Origin of the sequence: Terrihalobacillus insolitus (assembly GCF_028416575.1) — a bacterium.
Lineage (GTDB): Bacteria > Bacillota > Bacilli > Bacillales > Amphibacillaceae > Terrihalobacillus > Terrihalobacillus insolitus.
The window spans coordinates 23,699-43,874 of record NZ_JAMQKB010000008.1 but is presented as its reverse complement, the minus strand read 5'-3'; the positions used below and the strand labels follow the sequence as shown (position 1 = coordinate 43,874).

Annotated in this window: 29 protein-coding genes and 1 other RNA gene; 27 read left to right on the top strand and 3 right to left on the bottom strand. The window is 36.9% G+C overall.

Annotated elements, in window-relative coordinates; all coding sequences use genetic code 11:
* Nucleotides 1-56: 56 nt before the first annotated feature.
* The 15 genes from NC797_RS09580 to NC797_RS09510 all read left to right on the top strand — a co-directional run bounded on the left by NC797_RS09580 (nucleotide 57) and on the right by NC797_RS09510 (nucleotide 10,567).
* Nucleotides 57-1,022: a DUF2515 family protein gene (locus NC797_RS09580; RefSeq protein WP_272436559.1), complete on the top strand. Its 966-nt coding sequence runs from the start codon at nucleotides 57-59 to the stop codon at nucleotides 1,020-1,022.
* A 502-nt stretch (nucleotides 1,023-1,524) separates the two neighbouring features.
* The gene (locus NC797_RS09575) at nucleotides 1,525-1,839 is read left to right on the top strand and encodes a hypothetical protein (protein WP_272436558.1); all 315 of its coding nucleotides are present in this window, start codon (nucleotides 1,525-1,527) and stop codon (nucleotides 1,837-1,839) included.
* A 37-nt stretch (nucleotides 1,840-1,876) separates the two neighbouring features.
* Complete coding sequence (locus NC797_RS09570) at nucleotides 1,877-2,254, top strand: DUF1798 family protein (protein ID WP_272436557.1); 378 nt, start codon at nucleotides 1,877-1,879, stop codon at nucleotides 2,252-2,254.
* Between the two features lie 35 nt (nucleotides 2,255-2,289).
* Nucleotides 2,290-2,697: a cytidine deaminase gene (locus NC797_RS09565; RefSeq protein WP_272436556.1), complete on the top strand. Its 408-nt coding sequence runs from the start codon at nucleotides 2,290-2,292 to the stop codon at nucleotides 2,695-2,697.
* 346 nt (nucleotides 2,698-3,043) lie between these two features.
* On the top strand, nucleotides 3,044-3,301 hold the full coding sequence (locus NC797_RS09560; RefSeq protein ID WP_272436555.1) for a hypothetical protein: 258 nt from the start codon (nucleotides 3,044-3,046) through the stop codon (nucleotides 3,299-3,301).
* Nucleotides 3,298-3,471 carry a hypothetical protein gene (locus tag NC797_RS09555; RefSeq protein WP_272436554.1) on the top strand — a complete coding sequence of 58 codons (174 nt, stop codon included), beginning with the start codon at nucleotides 3,298-3,300 and terminating at the stop codon, nucleotides 3,469-3,471. Before NC797_RS09560 ends, NC797_RS09555 begins: the two co-directional genes overlap by 4 nt.
* A gap of 60 nt (nucleotides 3,472-3,531) precedes the next feature.
* The gene (locus NC797_RS09550) at nucleotides 3,532-4,290 is read left to right on the top strand and encodes a GNAT family N-acetyltransferase (protein ID WP_272436553.1); all 759 of its coding nucleotides are present in this window, start codon (nucleotides 3,532-3,534) and stop codon (nucleotides 4,288-4,290) included.
* 208 nt (nucleotides 4,291-4,498) lie between these two features.
* Nucleotides 4,499-4,885: a CotD family spore coat protein gene (locus NC797_RS09545; RefSeq protein ID WP_272436552.1), complete on the top strand. Its 387-nt coding sequence runs from the start codon at nucleotides 4,499-4,501 to the stop codon at nucleotides 4,883-4,885.
* Between the two features lie 63 nt (nucleotides 4,886-4,948).
* Nucleotides 4,949-5,503, top strand: a complete 555-nt coding sequence (locus tag NC797_RS09540; protein WP_272436551.1) for an SLOG family protein — start codon at nucleotides 4,949-4,951, stop codon at nucleotides 5,501-5,503.
* A 126-nt stretch (nucleotides 5,504-5,629) separates the two neighbouring features.
* The gene (gpsB, locus tag NC797_RS09535; RefSeq protein ID WP_272436550.1) at nucleotides 5,630-5,929 is read left to right on the top strand and encodes a cell division regulator GpsB; all 300 of its coding nucleotides are present in this window, start codon (nucleotides 5,630-5,632) and stop codon (nucleotides 5,927-5,929) included.
* A gap of 112 nt (nucleotides 5,930-6,041) precedes the next feature.
* An RNA gene (gene rnpB / locus NC797_RS09530) (RNase P RNA component class B) lies at nucleotides 6,042-6,427 on the top strand.
* A 105-nt stretch (nucleotides 6,428-6,532) separates the two neighbouring features.
* Nucleotides 6,533-7,708: a THUMP domain-containing class I SAM-dependent RNA methyltransferase gene (locus NC797_RS09525; RefSeq protein WP_272436549.1), complete on the top strand. Its 1,176-nt coding sequence runs from the start codon at nucleotides 6,533-6,535 to the stop codon at nucleotides 7,706-7,708.
* Nucleotides 7,675-9,171 carry a carboxypeptidase M32 gene (locus NC797_RS09520; protein WP_272436548.1) on the top strand — a complete coding sequence of 499 codons (1,497 nt, stop codon included), beginning with the start codon at nucleotides 7,675-7,677 and terminating at the stop codon, nucleotides 9,169-9,171. Before NC797_RS09525 ends, NC797_RS09520 begins: the two co-directional genes overlap by 34 nt.
* A 171-nt stretch (nucleotides 9,172-9,342) precedes the next feature.
* Entirely contained in the window at nucleotides 9,343-10,110 is a 768-nt protein-coding gene (locus NC797_RS09515) for an SDR family NAD(P)-dependent oxidoreductase (protein ID WP_272436547.1), read from the top strand.
* Between the two features lie 184 nt (nucleotides 10,111-10,294).
* Nucleotides 10,295-10,567, top strand: a complete 273-nt coding sequence (locus NC797_RS09510) for a DUF6123 family protein (RefSeq protein WP_272436546.1) — start codon at nucleotides 10,295-10,297, stop codon at nucleotides 10,565-10,567.
* On the opposite strand, the gene NC797_RS09505 is transcribed toward NC797_RS09510, so the two are convergent.
* Both NC797_RS09505 and NC797_RS09500 read right to left on the bottom strand, forming a co-directional pair.
* Nucleotides 10,564-10,956: a reverse transcriptase-like protein gene (locus NC797_RS09505; protein WP_272436545.1), complete on the bottom strand. Its 393-nt coding sequence runs from the start codon at nucleotides 10,954-10,956 to the stop codon at nucleotides 10,564-10,566. The two genes, NC797_RS09510 and NC797_RS09505, sit on opposite strands and share 4 nt — an antisense overlap.
* A 173-nt stretch (nucleotides 10,957-11,129) precedes the next feature.
* On the bottom strand, nucleotides 11,130-11,327 hold the full coding sequence (locus NC797_RS09500) for a cold-shock protein (RefSeq protein WP_272436544.1): 198 nt from the start codon (nucleotides 11,325-11,327) through the stop codon (nucleotides 11,130-11,132).
* 475 nt (nucleotides 11,328-11,802) lie between these two features.
* On the opposite strand from NC797_RS09500, the gene NC797_RS09495 reads away from it, so the two are divergent.
* Nucleotides 11,803-12,399: an HD domain-containing protein gene (locus NC797_RS09495; RefSeq protein WP_272436543.1), complete on the top strand. Its 597-nt coding sequence runs from the start codon at nucleotides 11,803-11,805 to the stop codon at nucleotides 12,397-12,399.
* 100 nt (nucleotides 12,400-12,499) lie between these two features.
* Here NC797_RS09495 and NC797_RS09490 read toward each other — a convergent pair whose 3' ends face one another.
* A complete protein-coding gene (locus NC797_RS09490; protein ID WP_272436542.1) occupies nucleotides 12,500-13,531 on the bottom strand; it encodes a C40 family peptidase in 1,032 nt (343 codons plus the stop codon).
* A gap of 215 nt (nucleotides 13,532-13,746) precedes the next feature.
* Between NC797_RS09490 and NC797_RS09485 the strand changes: the two genes are divergently transcribed.
* The 11 genes from NC797_RS09485 to vrrA all read left to right on the top strand — a co-directional run bounded on the left by NC797_RS09485 (nucleotide 13,747) and on the right by vrrA (nucleotide 20,173).
* Entirely contained in the window at nucleotides 13,747-14,469 is a 723-nt protein-coding gene (locus tag NC797_RS09485; RefSeq protein WP_272436541.1) for an anthrax toxin lethal factor-related metalloendopeptidase, read from the top strand.
* Between the two features lie 26 nt (nucleotides 14,470-14,495).
* Complete coding sequence (locus tag NC797_RS09480; RefSeq protein ID WP_272436540.1) at nucleotides 14,496-15,455, top strand: thymidylate synthase; 960 nt, start codon at nucleotides 14,496-14,498, stop codon at nucleotides 15,453-15,455.
* A gap of 16 nt (nucleotides 15,456-15,471) precedes the next feature.
* Entirely contained in the window at nucleotides 15,472-15,963 is a 492-nt protein-coding gene (locus NC797_RS09475; RefSeq protein WP_272436539.1) for a dihydrofolate reductase, read from the top strand.
* 165 nt (nucleotides 15,964-16,128) lie between these two features.
* The gene (gene mobA, locus NC797_RS09470; RefSeq protein WP_272436538.1) at nucleotides 16,129-16,743 is read left to right on the top strand and encodes a molybdenum cofactor guanylyltransferase; all 615 of its coding nucleotides are present in this window, start codon (nucleotides 16,129-16,131) and stop codon (nucleotides 16,741-16,743) included.
* 77 nt (nucleotides 16,744-16,820) lie between these two features.
* On the top strand, nucleotides 16,821-17,018 hold the full coding sequence (locus NC797_RS09465) for a twin-arginine translocase TatA/TatE family subunit (RefSeq protein WP_272436537.1): 198 nt from the start codon (nucleotides 16,821-16,823) through the stop codon (nucleotides 17,016-17,018).
* A 23-nt stretch (nucleotides 17,019-17,041) separates the two neighbouring features.
* The gene (locus NC797_RS09460; RefSeq protein WP_272436536.1) at nucleotides 17,042-17,233 is read left to right on the top strand and encodes a twin-arginine translocase TatA/TatE family subunit; all 192 of its coding nucleotides are present in this window, start codon (nucleotides 17,042-17,044) and stop codon (nucleotides 17,231-17,233) included.
* A 118-nt stretch (nucleotides 17,234-17,351) separates the two neighbouring features.
* Nucleotides 17,352-18,077 (top strand): twin-arginine translocase subunit TatC, encoded by a 726-nt coding sequence (tatC, locus tag NC797_RS09455; protein ID WP_272436669.1) that lies wholly within the window; start codon nucleotides 17,352-17,354, stop codon nucleotides 18,075-18,077.
* 3 nt (nucleotides 18,078-18,080) lie between these two features.
* A complete protein-coding gene (locus NC797_RS09450; RefSeq protein WP_272436535.1) occupies nucleotides 18,081-18,302 on the top strand; it encodes a YozE family protein in 222 nt (73 codons plus the stop codon).
* A 211-nt stretch (nucleotides 18,303-18,513) separates the two neighbouring features.
* Nucleotides 18,514-18,864 carry a DUF5365 family protein gene (locus tag NC797_RS09445; protein ID WP_272436534.1) on the top strand — a complete coding sequence of 117 codons (351 nt, stop codon included), beginning with the start codon at nucleotides 18,514-18,516 and terminating at the stop codon, nucleotides 18,862-18,864.
* 96 nt (nucleotides 18,865-18,960) lie between these two features.
* A complete protein-coding gene (locus tag NC797_RS09440; protein ID WP_272436533.1) occupies nucleotides 18,961-19,209 on the top strand; it encodes a DUF2584 family protein in 249 nt (82 codons plus the stop codon).
* Between the two features lie 277 nt (nucleotides 19,210-19,486).
* A complete protein-coding gene (gene vrrA / locus NC797_RS09435; protein WP_272436532.1) occupies nucleotides 19,487-20,173 on the top strand; it encodes a VrrA/YqfQ family protein in 687 nt (228 codons plus the stop codon).
* Nucleotides 20,174-20,176 lie beyond the last annotated feature (3 nt).

Genomic DNA, 20,176 nt, shown 5'->3' with positions numbered 1-20,176 from the left:
GGCAAAATATCGATGTAAAAATTTTATAAGTGAAACGATCAAATGAGGTGCTATGTATGCAAAGTCTTCAATTCGATGATTACATTAATTATATCAGGAAGCAAACAAAAAAAAGGAATATCGATAATATTACCCGAACGAACAGTTATCAAAACTTCTATGATCATTACCCAGAAATCAAATGGTCTTTTTTAGCAAGTATGGTGTCTCGAAATGCTGGTTGGAATATGACGGATTTATATACAGATGAATTTACGACCCTTTTATCTGATCGAACAAGGAAACAACTTCTTTCAACTTATGAACGCGCAAATTGGTTGATTTTTTCAGACGCTTATCCACAGCTTTTATTATACAAATTGTCTACTATAGTCGGTTATCCTTTATTTCATCTTCTTGATGCCTTTCATGTATCGGTGTTCATGAAAAAAGAATGGTTTCACTTTTGGTACTATAACGATAAGGAAAGATTAATGAAAGCACTCATAATTAATGAACAAAATGTCATTCAAAAACCTGTTTCCGAACACCCTTTTTATCAAAAGCATATTTTTAAACGATGGCCTTACTTGATCCAAGATGCTTTGACTATGAATGCTGTTCTTTTTCCAGCACAAAACGGAAACGTATATGGGCTATACGTCCGTAATTTTGTTGATGTAACGGAACGGATTCATCTCGGAAAAAAACTTTCGAAAATTTTATTTCACACAGACACTCACCCTGCTATTTATAAATTTGCAAAGAAAACGGAGCATACTGGTTCAAGAAAAGACTATGCAAAAAATAGTAAAGTCTTGCATAATTCTTCACGTTTTCTGCGGTTACACATTCCTGTCATTCAACATCAAGATACTATTCGTAATGATTGGTTTCTTCATGGGGGGGTACGAAAAAAGTGGTGGGCAGAACCAGAAATAGACATAAATACGGAAGTGAGTCATCATTTTTATATAAAAAGAAAGGTGGTGCGAGCGTTAACTTTTATAAAGAAAGGTGTAACAATCTCTAAAAAAGGATAAAAACCAAAAAGGGTTTTTATCCTTTGCATTTCCTATTCTGCTGGTCGGTTTGGACCTTCTAATTTTTTATTCCCATAACCGTCTTTTCTTTCTTGTTGATTGTTACGTGGTTTTGCGTTATTCTTTTTCTTTTTATTAGCCAAAAAGATCCCTCCTTTTATCGCTAGTTTTAAGTGCGAGTTCAAAAAGTCGCCGAATTAGAAGCAAGCAGGTCGAGGCGGCCGTAGTTTGAGTAACGGAAAAACAAGCCATTTAAGGAATACAGGCTAAGACCGCCACGTCCTGTGGCAACGCCTGCATGACCCACATCGTGTGGGCCTGAGATGCGTAGCTTATCATTTGGTGACTTTTTGAACATCCTCTTTAAGCATTTTATGTAGATTCATGCAATGATATCCCGACTATATTGTATCTTTTTTTCTAGTTTTGTCGGACGAGAAGGATAACGTCAACATATAACGAATCAATGGACTAAGGAAACCATGTAGAGGAGGTAATATCAATGAATTCTACCGTAAAAGAAACGAAACCCGTATCAAAAAAGGAGTTTGAAAAGGCTTGGGTCGACTTAATCGATCAAGTAAGAATTATGGATCAGAAGCTGTCAACGAAAGCAGATGAAGTAGTGTTGACGATGTCCCTCACACAGCGACAGGAAATGGAAGAACTAAAGCAGGAAGTATTAAAGCTCCGTTATGAAATAAAACGACTAAAACGCTCAGAAAAGAAATCCAACAACAAACAAACCATTTCTTACAGTTTTGAGGGTAACCCGTTTAAAAATTGGTTTAAAAAAATGCATTTTGCCCGGAAATAAGGTACAGTAGTACGTATAGAAGGGCAGGGAATAAATAATGGAAATAAAAAAAACAACTCTTGAACTTCAAACAAAAATCCTGCAACTAAAAGAACGATATTTAACGAGCCAAAAGCCAGAAGATAAAAAAGATCATGCATTCTTTTCTTTCGTAAAAGAGGAAACCACACCAACGTATTTGCTGAACCAGCAATGGGAAGAACAGGCAATGCGTTTTGTCCAAAATAAAAAAGTGCATGTTCATCCACAGCAGATTGTTTCGACTAGCGAAAACATCGCGTTATTACTTATGCATAGTTATTACATTGACGTAAGAAAGAAAAGATATATGGAGCTACATCATTCCGTCCTATATGTATTTAATCGATTATTAGAGGATGTTGATCGTATACAAGCAAACACCGTAAATAAATAAACTGAACCCGACATAGTCTGAAAGGATGCATATACATGGACAAGCTAACATTATTAAACAAGGCAAAAGAAATAAGAGAAAAAGCGTATACTCCATACTCACACTTTAAAGTAGGTGCTGTATTATTAACAAAGTCTGGTAATCTCTACACAGGATGTAATATTGAAAATGCTGCTTATCCTGTTACATGTTGTGCAGAACGTGTAGCTATATTTAAAGCTATTTCTGAAGGAGAAACAGAATTTAATGAAATGGCAGTTGTTGCAGATACAAAGCGTCCAGTTCCTCCTTGTGGTTCATGCAGACAGGTAATGAGTGAATTTTTTAGCAAAGACACAAGAATTCATACTGCCAATTTGTTGGATGAAGTAAAAACAGTTACAATGGATGCTTTATTACCATATTCATTTGAATCTGATGATCTCAATGAGGATAAAGAATAGAACTATCAAAATGCTGCACTTTATGCGGCATTTTATTTTCATTATTCATAATCAATATTGGCGAAACGGTTACGGCATAGGGGCTGTAAAGAGGCGTTTAATACCCAGAGGCAATGATTCTGCGGTAATATCCAATCCTCAAATGCTGCCCGATGTACTTAAAATGCAGGATGGGAGTCTTAGCTGTCATAAGTACACATCATATTGCTGGAGGGGACGAATCTTTCTACGATGACGTTCAATCGTGCTACCAACGATGGTATGATGCATCTAAAACATTTCGTATCCCATAGTCAGTTACTCCTATGTTATTATAAGGACAAACATACTTGAACGGAGGGTTGAGATGCGTTGGCAAGAAGTACAAAAACGATTTCCAAATGAATGGGTTGTTTTAGAGGTAATAAAAGCGCACTCAGACGACGGGCATAGATATATTGAAGAGGTAGTAGTTGTCGATAGATTTGAAAATTCTTTAGAAGCAATGGATCGCTATGAAAAAATACGAAAAGATCAACTACTACGTGAATATTGTTTTTTCCATACGTCTCGCGAAAATTTAGTGGCTCGTGAAAGATATATGGGGATTCGAGGCCCAAGATGAAAATTCATATTCAGTATGGCCTTCCTTTTGTGGAACTTGAAGTAACGTTTCGTGGAAATAAGTTATTATTAGATAACGTGTTATTGGACACAGGATCTGCTGGAACAATTTTTAATGCAAACGTGGTAGAAAAAATAAAAGAGCGTTCATTTTGTATAAGTGCCAGTTGATTGAATAATTTTTAGGTGGTAGAGAACAAGGGCATGGCTCTTGGATAAAGGAGAACACAAATGAAACAAATAACATTTGAAGACATTTATACACTGGGAAAAATAGCGGCTGAAAATACTCATTATAGACATATTCATTATCCAGAGATGTTGATCAGGTACGACAGTAATTTCATTGAATTTAAAACTTTACCGTCTTTAACTGAGTTTAAAGAGGTAGAAAAATACCTAAGGGATTATCATCTGAAGAGAGGCCAAAAGCATGTAAAATTCTATTTCCCTGCAAATATAAAACCGACAGAAGAACTAATTGCTTACCTAACTGATATGGGTTATGAAATAGGTTTTCTAGAATTGTATGCTATTCAACCAAAACACTTTCCTTCGGTGAGAAACAACCCAGATATAGATATTCAAGTAGTGACAGATAAAAATTTAGAAGTACTTCTTGATCTACAATATCAGAATGACTTAGAGTTTGGAAGCGAATTTGCAAAGCAGAAGGCTAATCTTATAAAGCGTCAGTTTGAAGATCAAGATATTCAGCAAGTTTTAGCTTTTTATAAAGGATCTCCAGCAGGCTATGTTGATGTCATTATCTCTAATGAAACAGTAGAAATCGATAATCTAACTGTTGACGAGTCGTTTCGGAACAAAGGAATAGGAAGCCGGTTACAAAAATTTGTAATGGATTCATTTCCGGAGAAGGGTGTAATATTAGTGGCCGACGGAGAAGATACCCCAAGGGAAATGTATAAAAAACAAAATTATAAGTACCAAGGAATTAAATACGAAGCACAAAAAATATATCAAGATTAGTTGTCAATTGCTTTTTCTTTAATCGGGCACCTTTCCTAAATTGGGCCAGATAATTGAATAAGGGATTGTGTGATTAATAAGAATTTCTGACCTACTATATGCCCTTTTTGATGAAGCGATCATCAAAATAGGTCACTGCCTCAGTACATGTGCCTTGTCCTTCACATAACCTAGTAGTAATTCTAGGAGAGAAAGGGGATATAGAAACATGGCACATCACGGACCTTTTGTTCCACATCATGGCTATATGGGGCCTGTTAAACGTATTGTTCATCCGACAAAGCATTGTGAGGTACACAGGGATCATGTTGAGCATGTGGAACATGTTCATCCTACCCATACTACCATTGTAAACCATCATTTAGTGAAGAATCATCACCTACACCCATTTTATGAATCCGTTGCGAACACGTATAATAGTATTGATATTAATGAGGGGCCAATTTACCATCACCACGCACCCCCATTTGCACCATCTGTCCCACCTACAGGACCAGAGGTAGAATCACCTAAAATCAATCCAAAATTTGGTCCAAATCCTATGCCGAGTAAAGCAGATGGTTTTTCCGAAAAAAAACCAAAAAATTGGTGGTAGTAAAAAAGGACTGGGGCTGTCCCAGTCCTTTTTTTCAAACGTAATTAATGAGAGGATAGTTTCATGAGAGTCTTATATGTAACTGGTTATAGACCATTTGAATTAAATATTTTCAAACCAAACGATCAGAAAATCTTAATCATTAAGGAAGCATTAAAAAGAAAATTAACTGTATTAATTGACGAAGGATTAGAATGGGTACTTATTTCTGGGCAGACAGGAGTAGAGCTTTGGACTGCAGAAGTCATAATGGAGCTTAAGGCTGAATACGATATACAATTGGGGGTTGTCCCGCCTTTTGAAAATATGGAAACGCGTTGGTCAGAGCAAGAACAAATACTTTACAAGGAAATAGTTGCTTCAGCTGATTTTTTCCGGCCTTTATATAAAGGTGATTATAAAGGAGCGTTTCAATTTCAAGCACGTGACAATTGGATCATTGAAAAAACAGACGGGTGTCTCATGTTAGTGGACGAGGAATACCCTGGTAGTACATCGTATTTTCTCGAAAAATCAAAACAAGCTATGTACGAGAAGGACTATCTTCTTTTAGAAATAACACCTTTTGATCTAGAAGATGTCGTACGGGAAATGGAATTAACACGGCATGAACCATAGTCTGATTGGTATACAAAGACTATCAAATCCACTTTTCTAAGTCAAAAACAAATAAAAAATTGACAATCCTTGAATGTTTTGAAAAAATAAAGGATAAGTTGTGCAAAATATGAGGTGATGAAAAAGATGTATTCTGAACGGGTTCAACTAAGTGGGAAAGATATTTTAGAAAAAAACTTTAAGACTGGAATGCGTGGATATAATCAAGAAGAAGTGGATGAATTTTTAGACATCGTTATTCAAGATTATGAAATCTTACAACAAGAGATCGATCGGTTAACACAGGAAAATGATCGATTGAAAAAAAATTCGGATCAATCTCGTGCAAGACCATCAGCAACAAATCATCAAGTGAATTATGATATTTTAAAGCGTCTATCCAATTTAGAAAAAGCTGTCTTTGGAAAAAAATTTGCTGATTCTTAATGTCAATCCCCTTTATTTACCAATGAATGTGACTAGTAGTTGTGCTATACTATAAAGAGTCGCATTTGACTGTAAGTACAGTAGAGATTACAATAGTTAAGCAAATAAATGAATGTTCGGGTAATCGCTGCACGGATCACACCGTGTAGAGGAAAGTCCATGCTCACACAGACTGAGATGTTTGTAGTGTTCGTGCTTGACGAAATCATAAGTCAAGGTAACCATTATTGGTTAACGGCAGGGAAGATGCCTACGTCTTTTAGATAGGGCATCCTAACCTTGAAAGTGCCACAGTGACGTAGTCAAGTAGGAAACTACTTGAGTGGAACGAGGTAAACCCCACGAGTGAGCAACCCAAATATTGGTAGGGGCACCCTTGATGAAGGAATGCAACTTTAAGAGGGACAAGCTAAATCGGCTTGTAGATAGATGATTACTACTAACGTACGAGGCTGACCACCGTTTGCAGTACTACAGTACAAAACATGGCTTACAGAACATTCATTTGGTCTTTGACAGATTACACAGCCCTTTCTAATTGCTCACGCTTTTAGGAAGGGCTTTTTCTTGCTTACCATTGATTTAAAAAGAGAGGAAGTAATAATGAGACAGTCAATCACACTAATCGCCACTGCTGCTATGGGACTAGAAGCGATTGTAGCTAATGAAGTAAAGGCCTTAGGGTATGAGGAAACAAAGGTTGAAAACGGCCGTGTTATATTTAAAGCAGGTGTTTCGGCCATTCCGCGTTGTAATCTATGGCTTAGAACTGCGGATCGTGTGAAGCTATTTATTGGAGAGTTTAAAGCGACAAGCTTTGATGAACTTTTTGAACAAACAAAAGCATTGCCGTGGGAGAACTTTATCCCTGAGCATGGAGAATTCCCTGTCATTGGAAAATCAGTCAAATCAACATTATACAGTGTACCTGACTGCCAAGCAATCGTTAAAAAGGCTGTTGTTGAGCGATTGAAGCAGAAATATGGGATCGCTTCATGGTTGGAAGAATCAGGAGCACTTTTTAGAATTGAAGTCGCACTACATAAAGACACTGCCACTTTAACAATGGACACGTCAGGCGTTGGATTACATAAACGTGGTTATCGGATCGAACAAGGAGATGCACCACTAAAGGAAACACTTGCAGCAGCCTTAATTCAACTAACCAATTGGCACCCAGAAAAACCTTTTGTTGATCCTTTTTGTGGCTCTGGAACAATACCAATTGAAGCGGCTCTGATAGGACAAAATATAGCACCAGGCTTTAATCGTGCATTTGCATCTGAAGAATGGGATTGGATTGATTCTGACCAATGGGAAAAAGCACTTGAGGAAGCAGAAGATCTTGCAAACTATGATCAACCTTTATTCATTACGGGGTCTGACATTGATCATCGGATGATCCAAATTTCGAAGCAGAATGCGATTGAAGCAGGATTAGCTGATCTTATTAACTGGAAGCAGATGCAGGTGAAAGACTTTCATTCAAATAGTAAAAATGGCTATCTAATTGGTAATCCACCATACGGTGAACGGATTGGTGATAAAAAAGAAGTAGAAGATATGTATCGCGATCTTGGAAAGGCATTACAGAATCACCCTTCTTGGAGTGTATACATATTGACGTCTCATCCAAATTTTGAAACTCTGTATGGTAAAAAAGCAACCAAAAAAAGAAAGCTTTTTAACGGATTTATCCGAACGGATTACTATCAATATTTTGGAAAATATGAGGAGATGGAACAATGGAAATCAAGCAAATCGAACAACAGTTTCTAGATTATTTAAAGCAACAAAACGCATATGAAGAAGCATTATCGTTAATGTATTGGGATTTACGTACAAAAGCCCCGAAAAAAGGTGCGGAACAAAGAGCTGAAGTCATTGGTTTTTTATCACAAAAAATGCATGAACTATCAACCTCAGATGAAATGAAGTCCTACATAGATCAATTAAAAGGGGTAACAGATAATGCCATCATCCAAAAATCTGTTGAAGTTTGTGAAGAGGAATACGAAAAAAATAATAAAATTCCAAACGATGAATTTAAGGCCTATAAGATGCTGCAATCAAAAGCAGAATCGATTTGGGAAGAAGCTAGAGAACAGAGTGACTTTTCACTCTTACAACCCTACCTTGAAAAATTAGTTGCGTATAACAAGAAGTTTGCAACATATTGGGGCTACGAGGATCACATTTACGATGCCTTACTCCATCAATACGAGCCAGGCGTAACGACGAAAACCTTGGATCGTGTCTTCCCTGAGCTGAGAAAAGAATTAACGGCATTACTTAATAAAATAAAAAAATCAACTGTTCAACCAGATCCTTCTATATTGCAGCATGCATTTAACAAAGAAAATCAACAAGCATTTAGTCTAGAAATTTTGGAAAGAATGGGATACGACTTTGAGGCTGGTCGTCTAGATGAAACAGTTCACCCATTTGCTATTTCATTAAACCCAAATGATGTTCGTGTAACGACAAGATATGATGAAGACGATTTCCGGATGGCTGTATTTGGCACCATCCATGAAGGTGGCCATGCTCTTTATGAGCAAAATATTGATAAAAAACTTGCTTTGACGCCGTTAGCAACGGGCACGTCAATGGGAATTCATGAATCACAATCATTATTTTGGGAAAATTTCGTAGCGCGGAACGAGGGTTTTTGGACCAATCATTTTGATTTGTTTAAATCTTATGCACCAGCAGCTTTTCAGCACCTAACGCTTGATGAATTCTATCCTGCAATTAATGAGGTAAAACCTTCTTTTATTCGGATTGAGGCAGATGAATTAACCTATTCTCTTCATATCATGATTCGGTATGAGCTGGAGAAAGCGTTAATTAGCGGAGAGATTGAAGTAAAAGACCTCCCTAGGCTATGGAACGATAAAATGGAAGAATATCTCGGTATTCGCCCATCCAGTGACAAAGAGGGTGTTTTACAGGATATTCATTGGTCTGCAGGAAACTTTGGATACTTTCCATCCTATGCACTTGGTTACATGTATGCTGCACAGTTTCACCATACCCTTAAACAAGAATTGGATGTTGATCAAATTATTAAAAAAGGTGATTTCGAGCAAATAAAAGCATGGTTAACGAAGCATATTCACAAGTATGGAAAGATGAAAAAGCCTTTAGCCATATTAGAAGATGTGACTCACGAACCATTAAACCCATCGTATTTAGTTTCCTATCTGACCGACAAGTATAGTCGAATCTATAACTTTTAGAACGCGCACTTTTTAAGCGAACTCGTTTCAGCAAGCTGAAACATCGGGGAATCAGATGGAGTCTCGACTCCACCTGATTGGAAATTCCCACCTACGCTTCGCTTAGAGGTGGGGGTCTAAAACCCTAAAACCATTTAAAGATGAAAAATGAAAATGATGGGAGCCAAAAAAATGTATTTGCCAAGCTTTAGTTTGAAAGGGAAGCTAGCATTCGTAACAGGAGCTACGAAGGGGATTGGAAGAGCAATTTCTCTTGCTTTTGCGGAGTCAGGAGCGGATCTGATATTGGTGTCTAGGACAGAGTCTGAATTAGATAATGTGAAGGAAGAAGCAAAAAGATATGGTGGGAACGTCTATACTGTTTGCGGTGATGTTAATAATTACGAGTCGATCATGGCAAAGATGGATGACATGATTGGAATGCGCCCTTTAGATATTTTCGTGAATAACGTAGGAATGAACATCAGAAGCAAAGCAGTGGATGTGACGGAATCCGAATGGAATCAAATTGTGGACACAAATATGAAAAGTGCATTTTTCCTAGCACAGGGAGCTGCAAAAAGAATGCAACACAATAAAAATGCCAAAATCATTAATATATCTTCCGTTGGAGGGCATGTAGCACTACGAACTGGAGTCGTATATGCGATGACAAAAAGTGCAATTATTCAAATGACTAAAAACCTTGCGTTAGAATGGGGAGAATACGGTATTAGAGTGAATGCAATTGGACCGTGGTATTTTCCAACTGCATTAACAGAACGACTACTGGAAAACGAAGAATACAAGAAAGAGGTTGTTTCTAGGACTCCGCTCGGTCGTGTGGGAAAACTAGAAGAACTAGCAGGAACTGCGGTGTTCTTGGCGTCAGATGCTAGTAACTACATAACCGGGCAGACACTTTTCGTTGATGGTGGAATGACGATCTATGGATTCTAATTGAACTACCCACCACTAGACAAACAAACGTACGTTCTATATACTAAGAGGTAAGAGACAATCTTTTGCGAAAAACGATTATGATTGAGTGTGTTCAAATTAACAACTCAGAAGGTCGACAATGAATTAAAATGTACGACTTATGTTTTTTGAACACACTCTTGTAATGGGGTGACCATTCTCTATGCGAAAACATCAGTTGGGATATTTTATCGAAGACTTATGGACAAAGGGGTTTAGATTAACCGACGAGGATATACGCTTTATCTATTTTGGGAAGAATTCAACAAATACCCCAGATTGGAAGGTCGTTTTGGCCCTGAAAACAACATTGCGCTTTCAACAAGAACTAGACGGTAGCTTCTTTATAAGTATTCTTGAACTTTTGGGAGACGAAGCAATTGATACGACAAAGGATGCTCTGCTTTTGTTAAAGGAAAAGGGCCTTGCCAGTTAACTTTCCTTATGTATTGCCTCACGAGCAAGTTTGTCCGCTACTTTATTTTGTTTTTCGGGAATCCATTTAATGAAAAAATAGGGAAAATGGCGGATTTCTTCAAGTGCTTCTTTAAGAAAAGGTATAAACTTGGGGTTCTTTGTGTATTCCTTTTCCAATACATCCACAACAGCCTTTGAATCCGATCGAAAGGATAAGATTTCACCAGGAAACTGATCTCTGCAAATTTTTAATGCATTTAACACTGCTAAAAACTCTGCTTCGTGATTGGAATAATGGCCGATAGGAATTGAAAATGTTTGGTGTTTTTCGCCCTGTTTTATATAGATACCAATCCCACTTGCCCCTGGATTTCCGCTTGAGGCACCATCTGTGTATACTTCAATCATCGTGTTACACACCTTCTTTTTTATACGTACAATCAATGGATCCATTATATCCTACATACATTTTAGTCCGTCGCACAAAAGTACATATCTTGAATCTACTTAGAGCAATAAAAAGCGGTAATCATGGATAGATTACCGCTACATATATATTTGTTCTTATCTATTGTTCATTATTATTTTGTTACATTAGCTGCTTGTGGTCCGCGGTCACCTTCAATGATTTCAAACGATACCTGTTGTCCTTCTTCTAACGTTTTAAAACCTTCTTCTTGAATTGCAGAGTAATGGACAAATACATCGTTTCCATCTTCTACTTGAATAAACCCGTAACCTTTTTCTGCGTTAAACCATTTTACTACTCCGTTTTGCATGTTAAATAATCCTCCTAAAAACCTTTCACGTAAAACGTGGTAATACAAATAAGATTAAGGTGCGTGTTCAATAAGTCGGAAAATTAGAAGGCCGACTATACACGCCACGTCTAGGACTACAATTATTCGTCCCACCGAAAACATTGGTACTTTTTGGCCATCTTATAAGGAAACGAAAAAAGGCGACTTTTATAGAAGTATTAGGATCACTGTTCCAACCCACTTCTATAGAAGTCACCTGTACCTAATGAATCCTTAAATCTTCTTTGCTTGAATCCAATATAGCTTATTATTACCAATGCGTCAAGACTTAAATACGATCGTTTTCTTTTTGAAAATATGAAATTGATATTCTATGCTTTTTGGAAAAAATAACGTAAATTTGTTGAAGAGTTAATAGGTTATTGCTATAGTTTTCCTAAATTAAGTATTTAAAAGTACAAATGAATGTTACGAAATATTAGGAGAATAGAAAATGAACAATCATGCAATTATTAATCAAACAGAACAGTATGTATATGGGGTATTTCAGCATGACATAACAGGACATGATTTTTACCATATGAGGCGTGTTGCAAGAATGGCAAAATTGATTGCTGAGTCAGAAGGAGGAGATCCTTTTGTTACAGAAATGGCGGGTTGGGTGCACGATATTGGAGACAAGAAATTATTTGAAGACCCAAAGGAAGCACATAAGAATCTTTTCCGCTTTCTGAATGAAATCGGGGTTGGTAATGATCAGATCGAGCAAATTTCATTGGCTATAAAAGATGTCTCTTTTAGTAAAGGGGGGATTCCAACGACTCTTGAAGGGCGGATGGTTCAAGATGCCGATCGGTTAGATGCAATAGGTGCAATTGGAATTGCCCGTACTTTTGCGTATGGCGGTGCAAATGGACAGATTATTTATGATCCAGAAAACCAACAAACTTCCATTCAACATTTCTATGATAAATTACTCCAATTAAAGTGGATGATGCATACGAAAACGGCGAAAAACATTGCAGAAAAAAGACATCAGTATTTGGAAGACTACATTTCTCGTTTTTTCGAGGAATGGGGTTTTGAATAAAAGGATAAATCGTTCATGACAAGTGGTACTGAACACTCGAACTTGATACAATAAAAGAACCCTTTCCAATCAGGGAAGGGGGTCAGATAGGATAACTATGTTATTGTGTCGAAACTCGTTTTGCACCTAAGTATCGTTGTGACCAATAGGAATTGTTCATGTCACTTATTTCCACTCCGCGTGATGCTCCTGAATGAATAAATTTGCCATTCCCTACATAGATCCCATTGTGCGATGGACCAGGTTTGTAGGTTTCAAAAAACACGATATCGCCTACCGACGGTTTTTGTACAGTGGTGCCAAAATTCCACTGTTCGCTTGTTGTCCGAGGTATTTGAACATTCTGTAATTGGAACACGTACTGTAAATAGCCACTACAGTCAAATCCATTTGGTGTCTCCCCACCCCAAAGATAAGGAGTGCCAATAAATTTTTTTGCATCTGCAATTAATTGGTCTACTTGATAGCCACTTTGATTTGTGACTTTTTTTACTTCCTTTGGTGCTTTGTTCGTTACATTGACGTTATGTTCATGGTCTTCTTCTTGTTTTGTAGAAGCGTCTGCAGCATATATTTTATTCGCTGTTTTTTCATTAATCTCGTTTGTAATCTCTAAGTTGTAATCCTGTTGAAAAGACTTCAATGCTTTAGCTGTCAAAGGGCCATAAATACCATCAATTTCTGATTGATAATATCCAAAGTAGGAAAGCGACGCTTGAACGATCTCAACTTCCTTACCTTGTTGTCCTTGATACATCGTCTTATCGATGGATTTTAATGGCTCCATATACTTTTTTCGTTCCATTGTAATCAATGCCTGCACTGTTTTTCTATCGGCTTGCCCATTAGATTCAAGCTCTTGATCACGTTGGAATTTTTTTAATGCATATTCTGTTAACACCCCGAAATCTCCATCAACATTCGAGTCAAAATAAGATAACTCGTTCAATTTATTTTGCAAGACGCGCACAGCCTCATTATTTTCTCCATAATAAAGTGTACGAGATTCTGTAAGAATTTCATTTTGTAGAACAGGGTAAGAATCTACATAAAAGGAGAAAGGCTGGCTAAGCACAAACCCATAGGCCATGGAATGTTTGACAACATTTTGCACACTTCCATTTGTAAGCATAAAAAATCTCCTTTCCGACGTTGTACTCTAACAATATGCATCGATTTTTCGTATATGAGCTTGTTATTTAAATGATATATTCTTGTAATATGTTAGAATAAAAGTACAACCACTTTATGAATAACTAAACAGAAGATGTTCAAATGATAACTGTGCTTCTTTGATTCCCTTTTGTTGCGTTTCAAATGAATAAATGGACAAAGAAAGTAAAGTTCGTGTTAATTTTTCTTTTTCTAGTACTTCCTTTTATCGATATTACGAGACCGTTTCAAGGTTTGATGTTAAGTAAGGCGGTAGCAAAAAAAGATATCCCTAACATGAACTCTCTATCCAATATAGATTTATTAAGGCAATTGGTAGTGATTCCAGACAATCTTGAGGATAAGGACGAGCTAGGTAAGATGATATACAGGATTAATCAGATTGATCGTCCTGTGCTATCTTTACTAGTCAATCAGCGTGTTAAGGTTCGCCTATTTCAAGGTAGTCTGACAGATGAGCCTTTATTGTATTTTTTACGTTGGGAAAAGCCACGAGGGTGGAAAAAGGATGTTACGTGGACAGATGTTCCTGGGTCTGGTGGTGGATGGCTTGTGTCAGCTAAAATTGGAGCGAGCGAACCTGGTAGTGGTCATGGATCCATCAACTTAGAGCTTCATGAGATTGGCCATACCGTTTATAAATTATTAAAGACATCCCCAGTTTATGCTGAAAAGATCCAAGAAATATGGAAAATGGAAGCGGATCAGGTTTACCCAGACAATGCGTACTTTCTAAATTATTCTACCGAGTATTTTGCGGAAATGTTTGCTACCTATTATTATAGTGATGAAACTGCAAATAAAATTGCAGACAATGCCCCACAAACGTATCAACTATTTTCCGATTTCGTTTCATTAAAAACAAATAAAATAACAAGAAATTATTATTATCATTAAGCTCAATTTGAAAGGGGTTATTCACCATGGAAGTCGGGGAAAAAGCATATCTAGAGTTATGTACGCACGTTTTAACGAAGGGGATAAAAAAAGAAGATCGTACGAACACTGGTACTTATTCCGTGTTTGGTTATCAAATGCGGTTTGATCTTACAGAAGGATTTCCGCTTTTGACAACGAAAAGGGTTCCGTTCCGGTTAATTGCTAGTGAATTGCTGTGGTTTATCAATGGGGATACGAATATTCGTTTTTTGCTTGAGCATAACAACAATATATGGAACGAGTGGGCTTTTAAAAATTGGGTAGAAAGTGATGCATATACAGGTCCAGATATGACTAATTTCGGAAATAGAAGTCAAACAGATCCTGTTTTTAATGAAGCCTATCAGGAAGAAATAAGAAAATTTAAATCTATGATTTTAACGGATGATGTGTTTGCATCTAAATATGGAGACCTCGGTTCTGTTTATGGTAAGCAGTGGAGAGACTGGGAAACGTCTAAAGGGGAGACGATCGATCAATTAAAAGATGTTATACATTCAATAAAAACGAATCCAGACTCACGTAGGCACATTGTTACTGCATGGAATCCTGAAGATGTACCTTCTAACATGGCACTACCGCCTTGTCATACCATGTTTCAATTTTATGTGGCTGATGGGCGTCTATCTTGTCAATTGTATCAACGGAGCGGGGATGTATTTCTAGGTGTTCCGTTTAACATTGCCAGCTACGCTTTGTTAACACACTTGATTGCACATGAATGTGGATTGAAAGTGGGAGATTTTATTCACACAATCGGAGATGCCCATATATACTCAAATCATATCGCACAAGTAGAAACACAATTAAGTCGGAGTCCTAAGCAATTTCCAGCACTTTTTTTAAATGAACGTAAAATGTCAATCTTTGATTTTACAATGGACGATATGAAAATAGAAGGATATAATCCAGAGCCTGCTATTAAAGCACCAGTCGCAGTTTAGAAAGGAGCACTATTGAATGATCTCATTATTATTTGCTATGGATCGAAATCGTGTAATTGGAAGCAATAATGACTTGCCATGGAGATTACCAAAGGATTTAAAATTTTTTAAAGAATTAACCGTCACGCATTCCGTAGTAATGGGAAGAAAGACCTTCAATAGTATGGGACGGCCACTTCCAAACCGTGAAAATATTGTGTTGACTAGAGATAAAACATTTCTTCCATCTGGGTGTCGCGTCATTCACTCGATCGAAACCATTGTCCAGTGGAACAAAAATTCACGAGAAAAGGAATGGTTTGTAATTGGAGGAGCGGAAATTTTTAAGCAAATTCTACCATATGCTGATCGAATGTACATGACTTATATTGATGAAGTATTTGAGGGAGATACGTACTTTCCTTTGTACAATGAAAATGAGTGGACACTTACAAAGAAAGAAAATGGGGTAAAAGACGAAAATAATCCATACGATTACTATTTTCTTCAATACGATCGAAAAAGATAAGTGAAAAGGCCGACTAAAGTGCTTGTTCAAAAAGTTTACAAATCAAAAGGTCGACTAATGTCGCCACATCCTTTGCGTCGCAAGCAGATGGGCAGCTTATCATTTGGTGACTTTTTGAACAACCTATATAAAACAAACTTTCATTATTAAGGAGGGGCAAAAGGAATGATTCCAAGTGGCGTTATTCTGGCAGGAGGACAATCCACTCGTATGGGAACGAATAAATCACTTTTAATGCTTAATGGGCGCCCGATCATTCAGCATATTGCAGATGAAATGCAATCTGTCTGTGACGAAATGATGATTGTTACGAATGACAAATCCCTCTATGAGTTTCTTGATATTCCGATGCTAGAGGACAATTATCCTGGAATGGGACCGCTTGCTGGACTGCAATCAGCGCTAGCTTCAACTAATAAAGATCGTGTATGCTTAATTGCTTGTGACACACCATTTATATCAAAGGAACTATACGCATACTTAGACGATTCATTGAAGGAATCTTACCAAGGGGTGGTTCCTGTTTATCAAAATAAAACACATCCATTGTCTGGTATTTACCAAAAAGATACATTACCGATCATTGAAAATTGTTTAAATGAAAATCAGCTAAGGTTCACCGATTATCTCAATAACATTCCTGTTAACTACGTAGAAACTTTTCATGATGTTTCGAATGAGGAAGTTAGCAAACATTTTTTTAATATGAATACTCCAGATGATTTTGAAGTAGCGAAAACTTTTTTCAAGGAAAAGGACAACGAAGGAAAAACGTGTTAAACTATAGTCGTCAACATGAGAGCGAACTCGTTTCAGCAAACCATTAAAAGATTAAATTTTATTAAGAAGGTGAATACATGCTATCCTCCATTGGAATTCCTGGATTAATTTTAATTCTAGTCATCGCACTAGTTGTATTTGGGCCAAAAAAACTCCCAGAGATTGGAAAGGCGACTGGACAAACCCTTCGAGAATTCAAAAATTCTGCAAGAGATCTTACAAATGATGAAGGAGAAAATCGTAAAAAAATAGAGGATGAAAAGGGAGAAAAGTAATAAACGAAACGGAGTGATCAAGTATGCTCAGTAACATTGGTGCACCAGGATTAATCCTCATCTTAGTCATTGCTTTAGTGGTGTTTGGTCCTTCAAAGCTTCCTGACATCGGGAGAGCTGTCGGAAGCTCACTTAAGGAATTTAAAAAGGCAACAAGAGATATTATGTCTGACGATGAGCCGAAAAACATAGAGAAAAAAAACAATCAGTCATAGGAATATGTTAAGAGGTGTAAAGGTGGTGTTCCTTTACACCCTCTTTTCTTCTAGCTCTTTTGTAACAAGGAGGTACGTGTAAGTGTTCGATAAAAATGGGAAAGCACAAGATAAAGATATGAACGTTACGGAACATTTATCCGAACTAAGATGGCGAATCATATGGTCATTAATTGTATTCGTTGTTTTTTTTATATTTGGATTTGTTTATTCAAGAGATATATACTCCTTTCTTGAGAAAGACATTCCGTTTAAATTAAGTGCAATCAGTCCTGTTGAGATTATTTGGATTCTTTTTACCATGGCAAGTATAGTCGGCCTTATTGGAACGATTCCGTTTTTGTGTATACAAATTTGGTTGTTTATAAAGCCAGGGTTGACAGCAAAGGAAAAGAAAGTATCTTTAGCTTATATTCCGGCCGTTTTTATCCTATTTTTGGGAGGATTGACATTTGGATATTACGTGTTTGTCAATATGATTATCCCTTTTTTAGTTTCTTTAAATGATGGAATGGTTAATATGATATTTACGGCTGATAAGTATTTTCGATTTTTATTCCGTGTGATTATCCCAGTTGCAGTGATGTTTGAAATTCCTGTTATCACCATGTTTCTAACTAGTTTAGGGGTTGTGACGCCTGCTTTCTTGCGTAAAACTCGAAAATATGCATATTTCATTCTTGTTATCATCGGAACAATGATTTCTCCACCAGATTTCATCTTACAGCTTGTTGTTGCAGTTCCCTTTATTTTACTGTATGAAATCAGTGTTGTCTTATCTGCAATGGTATACCGAAAAAAACGACATAAGAACGATGAGATAGAAAAAACAAATGAGGTGTAGACAATGCGATCATTTTACCACTACATGATGAGGTTTAGGGGTTCTAAGCTGCATGAGGAAGAGAGTCAATTAGCTGAATGGATGTTTCATGATTCTAATTTCCCAAAGCAATCCACTAATTACGACGAAATCAGCTCTTATTTGGAATGGAATATACCATTTACAAATGCATTACGAGTGTTTGATCATATTTGGGATGAATACTTAGCTAATGAATTGAAATAGTAAATTTCTTAATGAAAATGATAGGAAGGAAAGTCCTAAGTAAAGCAAATTCGTTTCTGCAAGCTGATATGCGTTCGCTTCCTTGTTTGCCAATAATTGTTCCTTAATCCTTGTCTATCATGCATGTTATAGTATTACTAGATGAACAGACAATCTCTTTGGTTACAGCTGATCACTAGGGATCGTTTTTTCGAAGACAAGGAGGATTTTCATGAAGGTTGTAATAGCTTCAACACCAGAGCAGCATGTATATATAAAAGAACAGGTTGACTATTTATTTCATAGCGTATTTCCAATGTTTTTTCCGCTATCATACATAGCTAGCTTGCAACAATTTAACATACTGGATGATTCTCATTTGCAAGAATTAAATCTTCAAGAAATAATGGAAGCAACCGCAGCGATTCAAATGATTAAAACCATTTTAGAAAACAAAATCGAGGGAAAACGAGAAACATCCGCATACGAGGAATTGTTTAACAAAAACACGAACATATTAAACAAGTATCAGTTAGATTTCCCTTTTCGTTATCAAGACTTTTCTCTTCTTTCCCCTGAGTAAACAATAATTGAAATTGTTGATGCGAAAATAGTTGTAAATCGATCTCTTTTCCCGTACGATTAAATAGAAGAAGTTTCCTTTTTGAGGGGTGTTCATATGACTATGCCATTTTTGATTGAATGGGTACTAGTGACAAAAGGAAAAGAAAAACGTTTAACAGACCAAGAAAATATGTTTCAAATTACACTTGAAGGTTACCGAATCTTTCCGATCCATCAGACAATTGATATAAAACGATATAATAACTCCGATCAAATTGGACGAGGGGAAATATTGGAATTAACCTTAAAAAATAATCAAACGATTTGTAAATATCGACTCGTTTCATTGCACAGCGTCAATTAACGACACATATCCCGCCATCCCCTCTGCAACTTACGTAGAATTTTGCGCTTGCCCGGGAAATAGTCTCATAAGTAATTACCCATTTCCAAGAATGTTTCAGCTTCCGTAGCTGCTAACATTCTTTTTTTTAGAAACCAACAATGCAAATCCAAATCCAAATCCTCTTATAATTCCACCTTCGTTAAATCTAAAGAATAGTCCTTCATTCGCCTACACTGTTCGATGACCTAATGCGTACAATAAACAAAACGATACAATCAACGAAAGAGGGATACGTATGTTATCACCAAGGCAACAGCGACCCCCAACTTTTCATCAGATTCCTAGGAATACAATGAGGCCACCTGTCCCATTTCAGCAAGGTCATCCCTTTCAAAGACCACCAGCTAAACAAGGTGGAATAAAGGGCTTTATACAAAAATTTTTAAAAGGTTCCAAAACAACTGGTTCACCTACAGCAGGGTATCCACCTAGACCACCATTTCCAACTACTTTTCCGGGAGGTGCAGGAATGCCTGGGCCACCAGGAGTAGGTTCTGCAGGTGGTGCAAGTGGTGCAGGTATATCAAAGTGGCTTGGAAATGCACAAGGCGCTTTAAAAATGGCACAGTCTGCCGCACCAATTGTGCAGGAATATGGGCCAATGGTAAAAAATATACCGGCAATGCTTGAGATGTTAAAAGCATTAAAAGAATCAGATGATGAGGAAGAGCTAGGAGAAGAAAGTGAAGATGGGGTGGAAGATGAGGATGAATCTATTGGAGCGAAAGATGATGTGGAATCCATTGATATTATTGATGATAAGGAGGAAGAGAAATTGACTAAGAAAAAAAGAAAACAAGAATTGAAACGAAAGGAAGCAAAGCAAAGTCAAAAAGTCAAAAAACGAAAAAATAAAAAAACAACGCAAAAATCGAAAAAAAATGAGAAACAAGGGATCTCAACGCCAAAGCTGTTTATCTAAAGA